The following is a 12712-nucleotide window of genomic DNA, read 5'->3' on the forward strand; positions in this document are numbered from 1 at the left end:
CCAATGAAGGATCTTTCCTGGCTCAAGGCCCAGCCGATCGCCCATCGCGGCTTCCACGACATGAATCGGGAGGTTTGGGAAAACACGCTCTCCGCCTTCTCTCGCGCGGTCGAAGCCGGCTTCGCGATCGAGTGCGACCTTCAATTCGCGGCTGACAGCGTTCCCGTCGTTTTCCACGACCACGACCTGCAACGGCTCTGCGGGATTGCGGGCGACGTGCGCGCGAAGACGTCCGCCGAGCTGGGGCTTCTGTCAGTCGGCGGCACGGGCGACAAGGTGCCGACGCTGAAGCAGATGCTGCGCCTCGTTGCCGGCCGTGTCCCACTGATCATCGAGCTCAAGGGGCGACTGGGCGACGACGAAGGCTTTTGCGCGGCCGTGCTCGAGACGCTGGAAGGCTATGAGGGCCAGGTGGCGCTGATGAGCTTCGACCATTGGCTGCTCAGGGACCTGAAGGAACTCGATGCGCCCTACCCCCTCGGCCTGACTGCCGAGGGTGTCAATCCGGAAACCTTCTTCGTGCACGAGGAGGCGATGCATCTCGGGCTGGATTTCATCTCCTATCATTACGGCCATCTTCCCAACGCGTTCACGGAAAAGGAGCGCGCGCTCGGCCGAACGCTCATCACCTGGACGGTACGCGACAGACAGGCCCAGGAGCATACATTCGCCAATGCCGACCAGATGACCTTCGAGGGTTTCGATCCCCGGGAGAGCATGATTTCGTAGGCGCATGACAGACGCGATCACCCTCCGCATAGAACCTTCGTTCACGTCGATATCGCCGACGAGCTGGGGCAGGCTTGCCGGCGCTTCCAAAGGGCATGCCGGCACGGCCTACAATCCCTTCGTCTCGCATGCCTATCTGTCGGCACTGGAGGAATCGGGCTCGGCGACGGCGGAGACTGGCTGGCTCGGGCAGCATCTCCTGATGGAGGACGCGGACGGTTTCCTGCGGGGGGCTCTCGCCTGCTACGTCAAGAGCCACAGCCAGGGGGAATATGTTTTCGACCATGGCTGGGCGGATGCCTTCGAGCGGGCCGGCGGCCGCTACTATCCGAAGCTGCAATGTTCCGTGCCCTTCACGCCGGCGACGGGGCCAAGGCTGCTGGTGGCCGGGGGATGCGATCCACGAACCGTGCGCGACGCGCTCGCTGCCGGCCTCAAGGAACTCACGCGCCGCCACCGCCTCTCCTCGGCCCACGTGACCTTCGTCCCGACCGACGAAATGCCCATCCTGGAGCAGGCGGGCTTCCTGCATCGGATGGATCAGCAGTTCCACTTCATGAATGAAGGCTATGGATCGCATGACGACTTTCTCGCCACGCTCACCTCGCGAAAGCGCAAGGCACTCAAGAAAGAACGCCGATCGGCGGTGGAAAACGGGATAACCATCGACTGGCTGACCGGCAGCGACCTGACGGAAGCTATCTGGGACCAGTTCTTTGCCTTCTACATGGATACCGGCGGACGCAAATGGGGGCGTCCCTATCTGACCCGCGCCTTCTACTCGCTGATCGGAGAGCGCATGGCCGACGATATCTTGCTGGTCATGGCCAAGCGCGGCGGGCGCTATATCGCCGGAGCGATCAATTTCATCGGGGGCGATGCGCTGTATGGCCGGCACTGGGGCTGCATCGAGGACCACCCCTTCCTGCATTTCGAAGTCTGTTACCATCAGGCGATCGACTACGCGATCGCGAAGGGATTGAAGCGCGTCGAAGCCGGCGCGCAAGGCGAGCACAAGCTTGCACGGGGCTACATGCCGGTGACGACTCATTCCGCACATTTCATCAGCCATCCGGGGCTTGCGCGCGCCGTAGCCGATTATCTGGAACGGGAGCGCCGGGATGTGGAAGAAACCGGCGAGTTTCTTGCGGAACACGGTCCTTTCCGCAAAGGTGAACGCCAGGACGGCTGAGACGCCGCGAACGCCTGCCAGGAAGAGGAAACGACATGAGCGCATACGACACCAACAATATCTTCGCCAAGATATTGCGCGGCGAGATCCCCTCGCATCGCGTCTATGAGGATGAGGCCACCGTCGCGTTCATGGACGTGATGCCTCAGGCCGAAGGGCATGTCCTGGTGTTGCCTAAGGCGCCGTCCCGCAACATTCTCGATGCGGATCCAGCCACCCTCGCCAGCCTGATCGCGACCGTCCAGAAGATCGCCCTGGCGGCGAAGGCCGCCTTCGCGGCGGACGGCGTCACCATCATGCAGTTCAACGAGGCGCCGGCCGGTCAATCCGTTTTCCATCTGCACTTCCACGTGATCCCCAGACGGGAGGGCATTCCGCTGAAGCCGCATTCCGGCAAGATGGAAGACGGAGAGGTGCTGGCCGCAAACGCGGAGAAGATCCGCCGAGCGCTTTAGGCTGCCATGTAACGTTTGATTCAACCGCTTACGGAATTTTTCTATTATTCCGCTTTAACTCATCAAAACCCCAGCCACCAGAGGCCCGCGGCCAGGGCAGCGATCGCCGTTCCGATCCCGGCGACGGGTTTCTGGCGGGCGAGGAAGAACGCGATCGCGCCGAGAACGACGGAGCCGAGCCGAAGCCACAGAGGCGACTGGGCCAAAACGCCGGTCGGGTAAAGTACGAGTTTGGCAATGACGGCCGCCACCAGCGCCGTCGCCACCGCCCTCACCCAGTTCAGTGCCTCCGAATCGTCGCGCAGCCGATTTCCGGCGAGCACTCCGAGCCATCGCCAGATGTCGGTCGCAAGCCAGCCGGCGATCGCAATGAATGCGTAGGCCCACCATCCGTCCATCCAGCTCACGCGCTCGCTTCCTTTCGCCTGCGCCAGAAGCGCTCACCAAGCCAGGCGAGCGTTCCTCCGCCGAGGCCGGCGAGCAGAATGTCGAACTCCGGGGCGATCCAGTAGCAGACCGGCCCTGCGGCGAGACCGATCGCGAGCGCGGCATAGACAACCGGATGACGGGCCGAATTCCAGATCGAGGCGAGGAAATAGACCGGCGTCAGAAAGAAGAGACATCCGGCGACGATCGGCGGGAAATCGGCGACAAGGCGATAAACGATCCCGACCAGCGCCATGTTCGTCGCGACCAGCGTGATGCCGAAGCCGGCGAAGAAGGTCGCGCGGTGCCGGCGCGGAACCGCATGCACGCGCTCCATCGCGAAGACCCAGGCGGTGATGGCGATGAAATGCGAAAGCAAGAGAAGCAGCCATGTCGGCGTCTTCGGCGTACGGAGTTCGGGAACGAGTGCGGCGACCATCGGCATCAACCGAACCGACGAAAGCGTGACTGCCAGGAACGCCGTCGCAAGACTGGCGCCGCTGAGGATGGAACTTACGAGAATGACCTTTGCCGGCAGGGCCCAGACGATGCCGGTCATGAACACGACTTGCGCCGGTGGGATCCCGGCCTGAACCGTCAGCGAGCAGAAGCCCACGAAGGAAAGCATGAGGATTATGGCCGGAAGGCTGAATATCCCACGCGCACCCGCCAGAAACCAGCCCAGAGGCGATCGCTCCTCTTCGATACGGTTAGTGGAATCCACCCGCTATGCTCCACGCTCACAAGAAAGTGCCGGGTAACTCACCCGGCACTGTCACGTCCAGTCGCGATCGCGTTATTTCTTGCGCGGCACCTTCGGAACCGTCCGCCCCCTGAGCGGAGCCGCGCCGGAACCGCCGCTCTTGTTCGAGGACTTGGCGGCCGTCTTCTTCGACTTGGCTTTCGCGCCCTCTTCGGATGCGGCTACGCTTTCCTTTTCGGCAGCCTTCTTGGGTTTCGCGCCCTTGCCGGCGGGACGCGAGACTTCGGCCTTGGGCTTGATCGGAGCCGTTTCCGGCACGGCTTCGAGCATGAGCCCCTTCGTGCCGTCTTCCTTTGCACCGATCGTCACCTTGACGACACCGCCCTTCTTCAGCTTGCCGAAGAGGATCTCGTCCGCGAGCGGCTTCTTGATATTTTCCTGGATGACGCGTGCCAGCGGCCGTGCACCCATCTTCTCGTCATAGCCCCTCTCCGCGAGCCAGGCGATCGCATCAGGCGCAAGGTCGAAGGTGACATTGCGCTCCGCAAGCTGCGTTTCGAGCTGCATGACGAACTTCTGCACGACCTTATGGATGACCGGGGTCGGCAGCGAGTTGAACGGAATGACGGAGTCCAGACGGTTGCGGAACTCCGGCGTGAAGAGGCGATTCAGCGCCTCCACGTCCTCACCCGTCCGCTTGGAGGAACCGAAGCCGATCGCCGCCCGAGCCATGTCGGACGCGCCGGCATTGGTCGTCATGATCAGGATGACGTTCCGGAAATCGATCTTCTTGCCGTTATGGTCGGTCAGCGAACCGTGGTCCATGACCTGCAGGAGGATGTTGAAGAGATCCGGATGCGCCTTTTCGATTTCGTCGAGCAGCAGCACGCAATGCGGATGCTGGTCGACGCCGTCGGTCAGGAGTCCGCCCTGATCGAAGCCGACATAGCCGGGAGGCGCGCCGATCAGTCGCGAGACCGTGTGGCGTTCCATATATTCCGACATGTCGAAGCGCAGCAGCTCGACGCCGAGCGAGGTGGCGAGTTGCTTCGCCACTTCCGTCTTGCCGACGCCGGTCGGGCCGGAGAAGACGTAGCAGCCGATCGGCTTGTTGGGCTCGCGAAGGCCTGCGCGCGCCAGCTTGATCGACGAGGCGAGCGCCTCGATCGCCAGATCCTGACCATAAACGACGGAGCGCAGTTCCTGCTCGAGATTGGCGAGCACCGCCTCGTCGTCCTTGGACACGGTCTTGGGCGGGATGCGTGCCATCGTTGCGACGGTCGCTTCGATCTCCCTTTCGGTGATCAGCTTGCGGCGTTTGCTGACGGGCAAAAGCATCTGCGCGGCACCGGACTCGTCGATAACGTCGATCGCCTTGTCCGGCAGCTTCCGGTCATTGATGTAGCGTGCCGAAAGCTCCACCGCCGCCTTGATGGCATCGTTGGTGTATTTCAGCTGATGGTAGTCCTCGAAATACGGCTTGAGGCCCTTCATGATCTCGATCGTGTCCGCGATCGTCGGCTCGTTGACATCGATCTTCTGGAAGCGGCGAACGAGAGCCCGGTCCTTCTCGAAGAACTGGCGATACTCCTTATAGGTGGTCGAGCCGATGCAGCGGATCGCGCCGGAAGAAAGCGCGGGCTTCAAGAGGTTCGACGCGTCCATGGCGCCGCCCGACGTGGCGCCGGCACCGATGACCGTGTGGATCTCGTCGATGAACAGCACCGCACCGGGGTAATCTTCGAGTTCCTTGACCACCTGCTTCAGGCGCTCCTCGAAGTCGCCGCGATAGCGCGTGCCGGCCAGCAGGGTTCCCATGTCGAGCGCGAAGATCGTGGCGTCCTGCAACGCCTCGGGCACCTTCTTCTCGACGATGCGCTTGGCAAGGCCCTCGGCGATTGCCGTCTTGCCCACGCCAGGATCGCCCACGTAAAGCGGGTTGTTCTTGGACCTGCGGCAAAGCACCTGAATGGTCCGGTTGACTTCGGCGTGACGCCCGATCAACGGATCGATCTTGCCGGACTTGGCCTTTTCGTTGAGGTTTACGCAATAGGCCGTGAGCGCATCCTGCTGCTTCTTCGGGCCCGCCTCCTCGCTCTCGCGCGAAGCCTTCTGTTCGGAGTCCTGGTCTTCCGCCCCGCGCACCGGCCGCGCCTCGGAGCTTCCCGGCCGCTTGCCAATACCGTGCGAAATGAAATTGACCGCGTCATACCGGGTCATCTCCTGCTCCTGCAGGAAATAGGCAGCATGGCTCTCGCGCTCGGCGAAGATCGCCACGAGCACGTTGGCGCCCGTCACCTCTTCGCGGCCCGAAGACTGCACATGGATGACGGCTCGCTGGATCACGCGCTGGAAGCCTGCCGTCGGCTTGGAGTCTTCGTCGTAACCGGTGACGAGGTTCGACAATTCGTTGTCGACGTAATCGGTCACGGTCTTGCGAAGCGTGTCGAGATTGACATTGCACGCGCCCATCACAGCCGCCGCATCGGCATCATCGATCAATGCCAGCAGCAGGTGCTCGAGCGTCGCATATTCGTGATGGCGCTCGTTGGCAAAAGTCAGTGCCTGATGCAGCGCCTTTTCGAGGCTGGGCGAAAATGTTGGCACGTTAGTTCCTCATTTCTTTTCCATGACGCATTGCAACGGATGTTGATGCTGCCTGGCGAAATCCATCACCTGCGTCACCTTGGTTTCGGCGACCTCGTAGGTGAAGACGCCGCATTCTCCAACGCCGTGGTTGTGGACATGTAGCATTATGACAGTCGCCTCTTCGCGGTTCTTCTGAAAGAAGCGCTCGAGGATGTGAATGACGAATTCCATCGGTGTGTAATCGTCATTCAAAAGCAGAACGCGGTACAAACTCGGCTTCTTGGTCTTCGGCTTGGTGCGGGTGATGACGGACGTGCCACGACTGGGGCCGCCTCCGTCTCCTTCGCTTCCCTGCTGCATCCGGACCGGCATGGCGATCATTCTTGTTCATTCCTTTACAGCCGCGGATCCATTTGCATTCGACCACGACATGCTTGCCTTTATCTAATGGTTCGTTCTTGGATTTTAAGACCGAACCCACGCACTGCAAACATATTCGCACGGCGAAACACAAGATTGATCAAATTTCTTCGCCGGCACCTGCAGCCTTCAGGCCCGTCGGCGGTATTGAAGAAGTGCAGAACATGAACGGACGAAGGCCGGCCGCGGCATCCGCGACCGGCCTGTCTGCAATAGCGATGAAACTGATGGTCAGGCGGCAGCGGCCGTTTTGACCGCAGTGCCTGCCTTGGCAACCGGCGCCTCATAGGGCTTGTAGGCGTCCTTGGCGAGGTCGGCATACATCTCACCGATCTTCGTCGCCTCGGCGAAAAAGCCTTCGTAGCTTGCCTTCAGATAATTCGTCTGAAGCTCGAACGCTGCTTCGAGGCTTTTGACACTGGTAAGCTTTTCGACATGGGCAACGCCATCCTCGAAGGATTTTTTCGAATAGTCGGCCGCTTCGGTCGCAATAGCCTGGAAACCTTTGGTCATGGCTGAGTAGCTCTTCACGGCTACGTCGAGCGCTTCCTTGCTCTTCCTGTTCGCATCGTCGAAGTTAAACATCGGGCGTCTCCTTGTAACGGCTCGGCTAGGAACGCGGCCAGTCTAGGTGCACTGCACAAAAAGTCAAGTTCAGTGTGCATTGCAATAAAATACAGTTTTTGCAACGACTTGATGAAGACGGACGCCTCCAGTCAATTTCTCCGAAAAGTATGATTTAACAACAGGAAACCCGGCCTGATTGCTCAGCACCGGGTCTTGCAACGCGCGATTACCACGGATCCAGGTGGATTCGTGTTGCTCTCAGAGGTCGATGTCGAGGATCGCCATCGAGAAATTATAGGAGAGTTCGCCGTCCTCTTCGTCACGGAAGACGACACCGAGAAATTCGTCGCCGAGATAGACTTCAGCGGATTCGTCCTTCTTCGGGCGAGCCTTGACGACCATGGACTGGTTGAACGTGCGCTTAAGATAGGCCTCAAGCTTGCGGATTTCTTCGGGCTTCAAAACTATTCTCCGTAGCCGATTGATTTGCCGCGCTTGTTGCACGGGCCATTGCCAGGTGTAAACCCATCAGAGCGCCAAGCGTTCGCCGGGAGGCGAAGAAATGCTCGCAACACCTTGAATTGGTGCACTGATTTTTCGCAGCGTCGATGCCCGCCACAGCCGGGCTTCGGGCGCCTTGATCAGATATCGAACGACGCCAGGATCTGATCCATCTGACGCGACGGCTCGGAACAGCCGGCCTCGCCGACGACCTTCGCCGGCACCCCGGCGACCGTCGATTTGGGAGGGACCGCCTTCAGCACGACGGATCCGGCGGCCACGCGCGAGCAGTGGCCGATGTGGATATTGCCGAGAATCTTTGCGCCGGCGCCGATCAGCACCCCGTTGCCGATCTTCGGATGACGGTCGCTGCCTTCCTTGCCGGTGCCGCCAAGCGTCACGCCATGCAAGATAGATACGTTGTCGCCGATGACCGCGGTTTCGCCGACGACGAGCCCCGTTGCATGATCGAGAAAGATTCCGCGTCCGATGCGGGCGGCCGGATTGATGTCGGTCTGGAAAACGCTGGAGGAGCGGCTCTGGAGATAGAGCGCAAAGTCTCTCCGGCCGCGGTTCCACAGCCAGTGAGCCAGACGGTGCGTCTGTATGGCATGGAAGCCCTTGAAATAAAGCACCGGCTCCATGAAGCGCGTGCAGGCGGGATCGCGATCGTAGACCGCCTGGATATCCACGCGCAGGACGGCGCCCCATTCGGGCCAGTCCTCGAGCATTTCGGCAAAGGTCTGGTGCAGGAGGCTCGCCTGGAGGTCGGGATGGTCCAGCCTCTCGCAAATCCGATAGATAACGCAATCTTCCAGGGAATGCTGATTGACCACCGTCGAATAGAGAAAGGCCGCCAGCATCGGGTCGCGCTCGGCCGCCAGCCGCGCCTCCTCACGCAGGCTATCCCAGATCGGATCGATCGCTTCGAGCGATTCCGTATGACGAAGTTCTGTCTTGGCGACCATGGTCGCTCTCCTTCCTGGGCGTTCCTTCAGCGGGGTCGTCTTTGGCCTGCCGGTCTTAGGATGGGTCGTGTTCGGGCATATATAGGCCAATTTCCCGCCGACATAAATGGCCTGGCCGGATTTCACCTCTCGTTAGTGGCACGGCCGAGAGCAATTCGAGAAAAAATGCGCAGGGTTTCCGTCTGGATCGGCCTCACCCAACCCCGGCAAGGAACTCCAGGACCGCCTTCTTGAACACACGATCGCCGACCGCCAGCATGTGGTCGCGCCCGGGAATGTCGAGTGCCACGGCATGCTGCATCAGCACGGCAAGCTCCTCAGCCGATCCGGCGATGTCATCCTTCGTCCCGACACCGATCAGCACCGGCACGTCTATGCGGCCTACCTCGTCGGCGGTAAGCAGGTCGCGCGATGTCGATATGCATGCGGCAAGCGCCTGACGATCGCTTTTCGTCTGGTCTGCGAAGGCGCGGAACGTCCGGCCCCGTTCGTGCGTAACGTCCTCCAAAGAAGGTGCAAGCAGCGCGTCGGCGATCGGATCCCACTCCCCCACCCCCGTGATCATGCCTATCCCGAGACCGCCGAATACCAGCGAACGGACGCGATCCGGGTGCTGCAAAGCCAGGAATGCCGAGATCCGCGCGCCCATCGAATAACCCATCACATGCGCCTCGCCGATGCCGAGATGCACCAGAAGTCCCGCCGCATCCCCCGCCATCTGCGGCGGGTGATAGAGCGAGGGATCATAGGGCTTGCTGCTTTGCCCGTGCCCGCGATTGTCGAGCGCGATGACGCGGTATCCGGCGTCGCCGAGCGTCTTCAGCCACCCGGGAAACACCCAGTTGACATTGGCGCTCGATGCAAAGCCGTGAATGAGCAGGATCGGGTCGCCCGAGGGGTCACCTTCGTCGAAATAGGCGATTTCCAGTCCGTCATGCGTGAAGCGGGAAAATGGCGGAGGGTTCAAGTCCATCTGGGTTTCCTGGTATTGTCCTGTCGGCGCGGACGTTAGTTGGTAAAGCAACGGCCGGAAACCCCAACCGCTTCAAAAACCATAAAGCGCGGCATGTTTGCCGCTACACATTTTCGCCAAAGCTCACTATGGTGCCGGCAAATTCGACACCTCAATCGACACCTAAGACTTGCATATATCGGAGTACGACATGGCCGGCCACAGCATCCCCCATTTTCAGAACGACGGCGGGCACCGGGTCATCGAGATCGGCGTCAAGGAATTCATGTGCACGGGTGCTTCCGTCCCGTTCGACCACCCTCACATCTTCGTCGACATGGGCGACGAGAACGAGAAGGTCTGTTCCTATTGCTCGACCCTCTACCGCTACAATCCTTCCCTGAAGGCGACGGAAACGATTCCTCCGGGCTGCCTTTTCACGACTAAAGCCGCCTGATCCTGCGCAGGCGACGGCGCGACATCCATGCAAAAGGCTGATCCGGTTGCGATCGTCGGTGCCGGCATCGCCGGGATGACCGCCGCGCTCTGCCTTGCACGGCAGGGATTCCGGACGGATATCTTCGAGCAGGCCGATGCATTGGAGGAGGCCGGTGCCGGGCTTCAGCTTTCGCCGAATGCATCGCGCATCCTCATCGAACTCGGCTTGCTGCCCGCTCTCGAACGCGTCTGGAATGAACCGGAAGCGATCTCGCTTGCCGACGGCCGCTCGCTGCGGCCGCTTGCCAGCGTGCCTGCCGGCGCACGCGCCCGCGAGCGCTGGGGCGCTCCCTACGGCGTCCTGCATCGCGCCAGCCTGCAAACGATCCTTCTGGATGCCGTCCGGGCGGAACCGCTTTGCCGTCTTCACCTGGGAACCCGCATCGCGGACGATCCGCGGGCAGTCATCACCGAAGCGAACAAGCGATCACCGGCAGTGATCATCGGGGCGGACGGCATCTGGTCGCGGATACGCTCCTCTGTTCCCGGCGCCGGCCCCGTCCGTTTTTCCGGCAATGTCGCCTGGCGCTTCACGCTGTCACGCACCCGGGCGCCCACCTGCCTGTCGCCTGATCGCGTCACCGCCTTCCTCGCGCCGAAGGCCCATCTCGTCGCCTATCCGCTCAGAAAGATCGACGGCTTCAACCTCGTCGCGATCGTTGCCGGAAAGGCGTCGGGCGAAACCTGGACGGGGCACGAATCCGGCGATCGCCGGCGCGAGTTCGAGGCGGCCTTCAGGGATTGGCATCCCGACCTGCGCGCGCTTCTCGGTCACGCCGGCTCGCCGACCTACTGGCCGCTCTGCACGGTTGAAGACGGGGCCTGGCACAATGGGCGCGACACCATTCTGATCGGCGATTCTGCCCATGCCATGACGCCATTTGCAGCCCAGGGCGCGGCGATGGCCATCGAGGACGCCCGTGAACTCGCCCGCTGTATGGCCGACACTCCCGACCTTCCCTCCGTCTTCGCGCGCTATGAAGACGCACGCAGAACCCGAATCGGCCGCGTTCGCAAGCGCGCCGCGTTCAACAGCTTCGCCTACCACGCAGCAGGTCCGGTGCGGATCGCGCGCGATTTCGTTCTCTCTTTCAGAAAACCCGAAGCGCTCGCAGCCGATTTCGACTGGCTTTACGGCTACGGCGCTTAGTTGGAACGCGATGAGGGAGGCCTATTCGCCTCCCTGTCGCTCCGTTCAGACGGCGTTTGCGGCGGCGAGGCCCGCCTCGATATCCCGGCGGATGTCCGGTACATCCTCGAGGCCGATCTGCAGCCGGATGACCGGCCCCTCGGACGGGGCCTTCGCGACCTTGCGGTCGGAGAGGTTCACGTGAACGGCGAGGCTTTCGAAGCCGCCCCAGGAGTAACCGAGCCCGAACAGCGAGAGCGCATCCAGGAAGGCATGCGCCTTTGCCTTGCCGTCTTCCGGTTCAGCCCTGAGCACGAAGGAGAATATCCCGCTCGCGCCGCCGAAGTCGCGCTTCCACAATTCGTGTCCGGGAAAGCTCGGCAGTGCCGGATGCAGCACGCGCGCCACCTCGTCACGGCTCTCGAGCCATTCAGCGATCGCCAGCGCGCTTGCCTGATGGCGCTCCAGCCGAACGCCCATCGTGCGCAGACCGCGCAGGATTTGATAGCTGTCGTCCGGCGAAACGCAGACGCCGAGCGTAACCATCGCCTCGCTGAGTGCCGGCCAATGGGCCGCATTGGCGGAAACGGTTCCGAGAAGAACGTCCGAGTGACCGGAGGGGTATTTGGTCGCCGCATGGATCGAAACGTCGACGCCGTGGTCGAGGGGCCGAAAGTAGACCGGGGTCGCCCAGGTGTTATCCATGGTCACGATACAGCCGTGCCGGTGCGCCGCGGCCGCGATTGCCGGAATATCCTGCATCTCGAACGTATTCGAGCCCGGAGCTTCCGTATGCACCAGCCGCGTGTTCGGCCTGATCAGGTTTTCGATCCCGGCGCCGATCGTCGGGTCATAATATTCGACAGTGACGCCGAGCCTCGAGAGCATCGTGTCGCAGAAGTGGCGGGTGGGGAAGTAGACCGAATCGACGATGAGCACATGGTCGCCCGAAGAGAGATAGGCCAGGAACGGCACCGTGACCGCAGCGAGCCCGGAGGGAACGAGGATCGTGCCCGCTGCGCCCTCCAGCTCGTTCACGGCCTCGCAAAGGGCGTCGGTCGTCGGCGTGCCGCGCGTACCATAGGTATATTTCTGCGCCCGCGTCTCCATCGTCCTCGCATTCGGGAACAGCACGGTGGAAGCGTGAACCACCGGCGGATTGACGAAACCATGGAAGTCGGAGGGATTGTTGCCGGTATGCGCGAGGCGGGTATTGATGCCCTGCTCCGCTCGCCCGCTCGTCTTGTCTGCCATTGAAACATCCGCTGTTGATTTTCCCTGCCGACTCATCGAACGGGCTACGGGCCGGGTCAAGGAAAAATTCGAGCCGGCCGACTGTGAATCACCAAGGAGGCGCAACTGGCGGTTTTTTATCCATGTCGGGCGATTCCGTCGCGGGACCTGCCTAAACTTCTGGCGAGCTTCACGTTTTTCACATGGAAGATCACAAAATCGGCCACGTCTCTTGACCCTTCCAGATTTTGAGCATGAGATAGTTTTTACTCAGGCCAGGAGGGTGGCTGAGGCTGCACGCGCCAAGAGAGCGCTACCGTGCAGACGCGAAAAACGACAACCGAAAAGGT

General features: G+C 61.5%; 14 protein-coding genes. 5 read left to right on the plus strand and 9 right to left on the minus strand.

Annotated elements, in window-relative coordinates:
- Window positions 1-3: 3 nt before the first annotated feature.
- The 3 genes from CN933_RS27020 to CN933_RS27030 are packed head-to-tail and all read left to right on the plus strand — an operon-like array spanning window position 4 to window position 2376.
- A complete protein-coding gene (locus CN933_RS27020; protein WP_018097768.1) occupies window positions 4-729 on the plus strand; it encodes a glycerophosphodiester phosphodiesterase in 726 nt (241 codons plus the stop codon).
- Between the two features lie 4 nt (window positions 730-733).
- Entirely contained in the window at window positions 734-1921 is a 1188-nt protein-coding gene (locus CN933_RS27025; RefSeq protein WP_018097769.1) for a GNAT family N-acetyltransferase, read from the plus strand.
- Between the two features lie 35 nt (window positions 1922-1956).
- Window positions 1957-2376: an HIT family protein gene (locus CN933_RS27030; RefSeq protein ID WP_018097770.1), complete on the plus strand. Its 420-nt coding sequence runs from the start codon at window positions 1957-1959 to the stop codon at window positions 2374-2376.
- A 62-nt stretch (window positions 2377-2438) separates the two neighbouring features.
- On the opposite strand, the gene CN933_RS27035 is transcribed toward CN933_RS27030, so the two are convergent.
- From CN933_RS27035 to CN933_RS27070, 8 genes are all read right to left on the minus strand, one after another.
- Window positions 2439-2774 carry an AzlD domain-containing protein gene (locus CN933_RS27035; protein ID WP_080636661.1) on the minus strand — a complete coding sequence of 112 codons (336 nt, stop codon included), beginning with the start codon at window positions 2772-2774 and terminating at the stop codon, window positions 2439-2441.
- Window positions 2775-2779: 5 nt separating this feature from the next.
- Complete coding sequence (locus tag CN933_RS27040) at window positions 2780-3526, minus strand: AzlC family ABC transporter permease (RefSeq protein ID WP_018097772.1); 747 nt, start codon at window positions 3524-3526, stop codon at window positions 2780-2782.
- Window positions 3527-3598: 72 nt separating this feature from the next.
- Window positions 3599-6112, minus strand: a complete 2514-nt coding sequence (gene clpA, locus CN933_RS27045; protein ID WP_018097773.1) for an ATP-dependent Clp protease ATP-binding subunit ClpA — start codon at window positions 6110-6112, stop codon at window positions 3599-3601.
- Between the two features lie 9 nt (window positions 6113-6121).
- Window positions 6122-6475, minus strand: coding sequence for an ATP-dependent Clp protease adapter ClpS (clpS, locus tag CN933_RS27050; RefSeq protein ID WP_003535011.1), 354 nt, complete (start codon window positions 6473-6475; stop codon window positions 6122-6124).
- Between the two features lie 270 nt (window positions 6476-6745).
- Window positions 6746-7099 carry a phasin PhaP2 gene (phaP2, locus tag CN933_RS27055; protein WP_018097774.1) on the minus strand — a complete coding sequence of 118 codons (354 nt, stop codon included), beginning with the start codon at window positions 7097-7099 and terminating at the stop codon, window positions 6746-6748.
- Window positions 7100-7339: 240 nt separating this feature from the next.
- The gene (locus tag CN933_RS27060; protein WP_003535016.1) at window positions 7340-7543 is read right to left on the minus strand and encodes a DUF3126 family protein; all 204 of its coding nucleotides are present in this window, start codon (window positions 7541-7543) and stop codon (window positions 7340-7342) included.
- Between the two features lie 179 nt (window positions 7544-7722).
- Complete coding sequence (gene cysE / locus CN933_RS27065; protein ID WP_018097775.1) at window positions 7723-8550, minus strand: serine O-acetyltransferase; 828 nt, start codon at window positions 8548-8550, stop codon at window positions 7723-7725.
- Between the two features lie 193 nt (window positions 8551-8743).
- Window positions 8744-9523, minus strand: coding sequence for an alpha/beta fold hydrolase (locus CN933_RS27070; RefSeq protein WP_018097776.1), 780 nt, complete (start codon window positions 9521-9523; stop codon window positions 8744-8746).
- A gap of 190 nt (window positions 9524-9713) precedes the next feature.
- Between CN933_RS27070 and CN933_RS27075 the strand changes: the two genes are divergently transcribed.
- Entirely contained in the window at window positions 9714-9959 is a 246-nt protein-coding gene (locus CN933_RS27075) for a zinc-finger domain-containing protein (RefSeq protein ID WP_003535025.1), read from the plus strand.
- A 27-nt stretch (window positions 9960-9986) separates the two neighbouring features.
- A complete protein-coding gene (locus CN933_RS27080) occupies window positions 9987-11150 on the plus strand; it encodes an FAD-dependent monooxygenase (RefSeq protein ID WP_018097777.1) in 1164 nt (387 codons plus the stop codon).
- 45 nt (window positions 11151-11195) lie between these two features.
- On the opposite strand, the gene CN933_RS27085 is transcribed toward CN933_RS27080, so the two are convergent.
- Window positions 11196-12383 carry a cystathionine beta-lyase gene (locus tag CN933_RS27085; protein WP_018097778.1) on the minus strand — a complete coding sequence of 396 codons (1188 nt, stop codon included), beginning with the start codon at window positions 12381-12383 and terminating at the stop codon, window positions 11196-11198.
- Window positions 12384-12712 lie beyond the last annotated feature (329 nt).

Source organism: Sinorhizobium sp. M4_45 (assembly GCF_002885915.1).
Lineage (GTDB): Bacteria > Pseudomonadota > Alphaproteobacteria > Rhizobiales > Rhizobiaceae > Sinorhizobium > Sinorhizobium meliloti_A.

What these genes read in the sequence shown, in the direction of transcription:
- CN933_RS27020 (WP_018097768.1), top strand. Translation starts at nt 4, where the DNA reads ATGAAGGATCTTTCCTGGCTCAAGGCCCAGCCGATCGCCCATCGCGGC.
- CN933_RS27025 (WP_018097769.1), top strand. Translation starts at nt 734, where the DNA reads ATGACAGACGCGATCACCCTCCGCATAGAACCTTCGTTCACGTCGATA.
- CN933_RS27030 (WP_018097770.1), top strand. Translation starts at nt 1,957, where the DNA reads ATGAGCGCATACGACACCAACAATATCTTCGCCAAGATATTGCGCGGC.
- CN933_RS27035 (WP_080636661.1), bottom strand. Translation starts at nt 2,774, where the DNA reads ATGGACGGATGGTGGGCCTACGCATTCATTGCGATCGCCGGCTGGCTT.
- clpS (WP_003535011.1), bottom strand. Translation starts at nt 6,475, where the DNA reads ATGATCGCCATGCCGGTCCGGATGCAGCAGGGAAGCGAAGGAGACGGA.
- phaP2 (WP_018097774.1), bottom strand. Translation starts at nt 7,099, where the DNA reads ATGTTTAACTTCGACGATGCGAACAGGAAGAGCAAGGAAGCGCTCGAC.
- cysE (WP_018097775.1), bottom strand. Translation starts at nt 8,550, where the DNA reads ATGGTCGCCAAGACAGAACTTCGTCATACGGAATCGCTCGAAGCGATC.
- CN933_RS27070 (WP_018097776.1), bottom strand. Translation starts at nt 9,523, where the DNA reads ATGGACTTGAACCCTCCGCCATTTTCCCGCTTCACGCATGACGGACTG.
- CN933_RS27075 (WP_003535025.1), top strand. Translation starts at nt 9,714, where the DNA reads ATGGCCGGCCACAGCATCCCCCATTTTCAGAACGACGGCGGGCACCGG.
- CN933_RS27080 (WP_018097777.1), top strand. Translation starts at nt 9,987, where the DNA reads ATGCAAAAGGCTGATCCGGTTGCGATCGTCGGTGCCGGCATCGCCGGG.
- CN933_RS27085 (WP_018097778.1), bottom strand. Translation starts at nt 12,383, where the DNA reads ATGGCAGACAAGACGAGCGGGCGAGCGGAGCAGGGCATCAATACCCGC.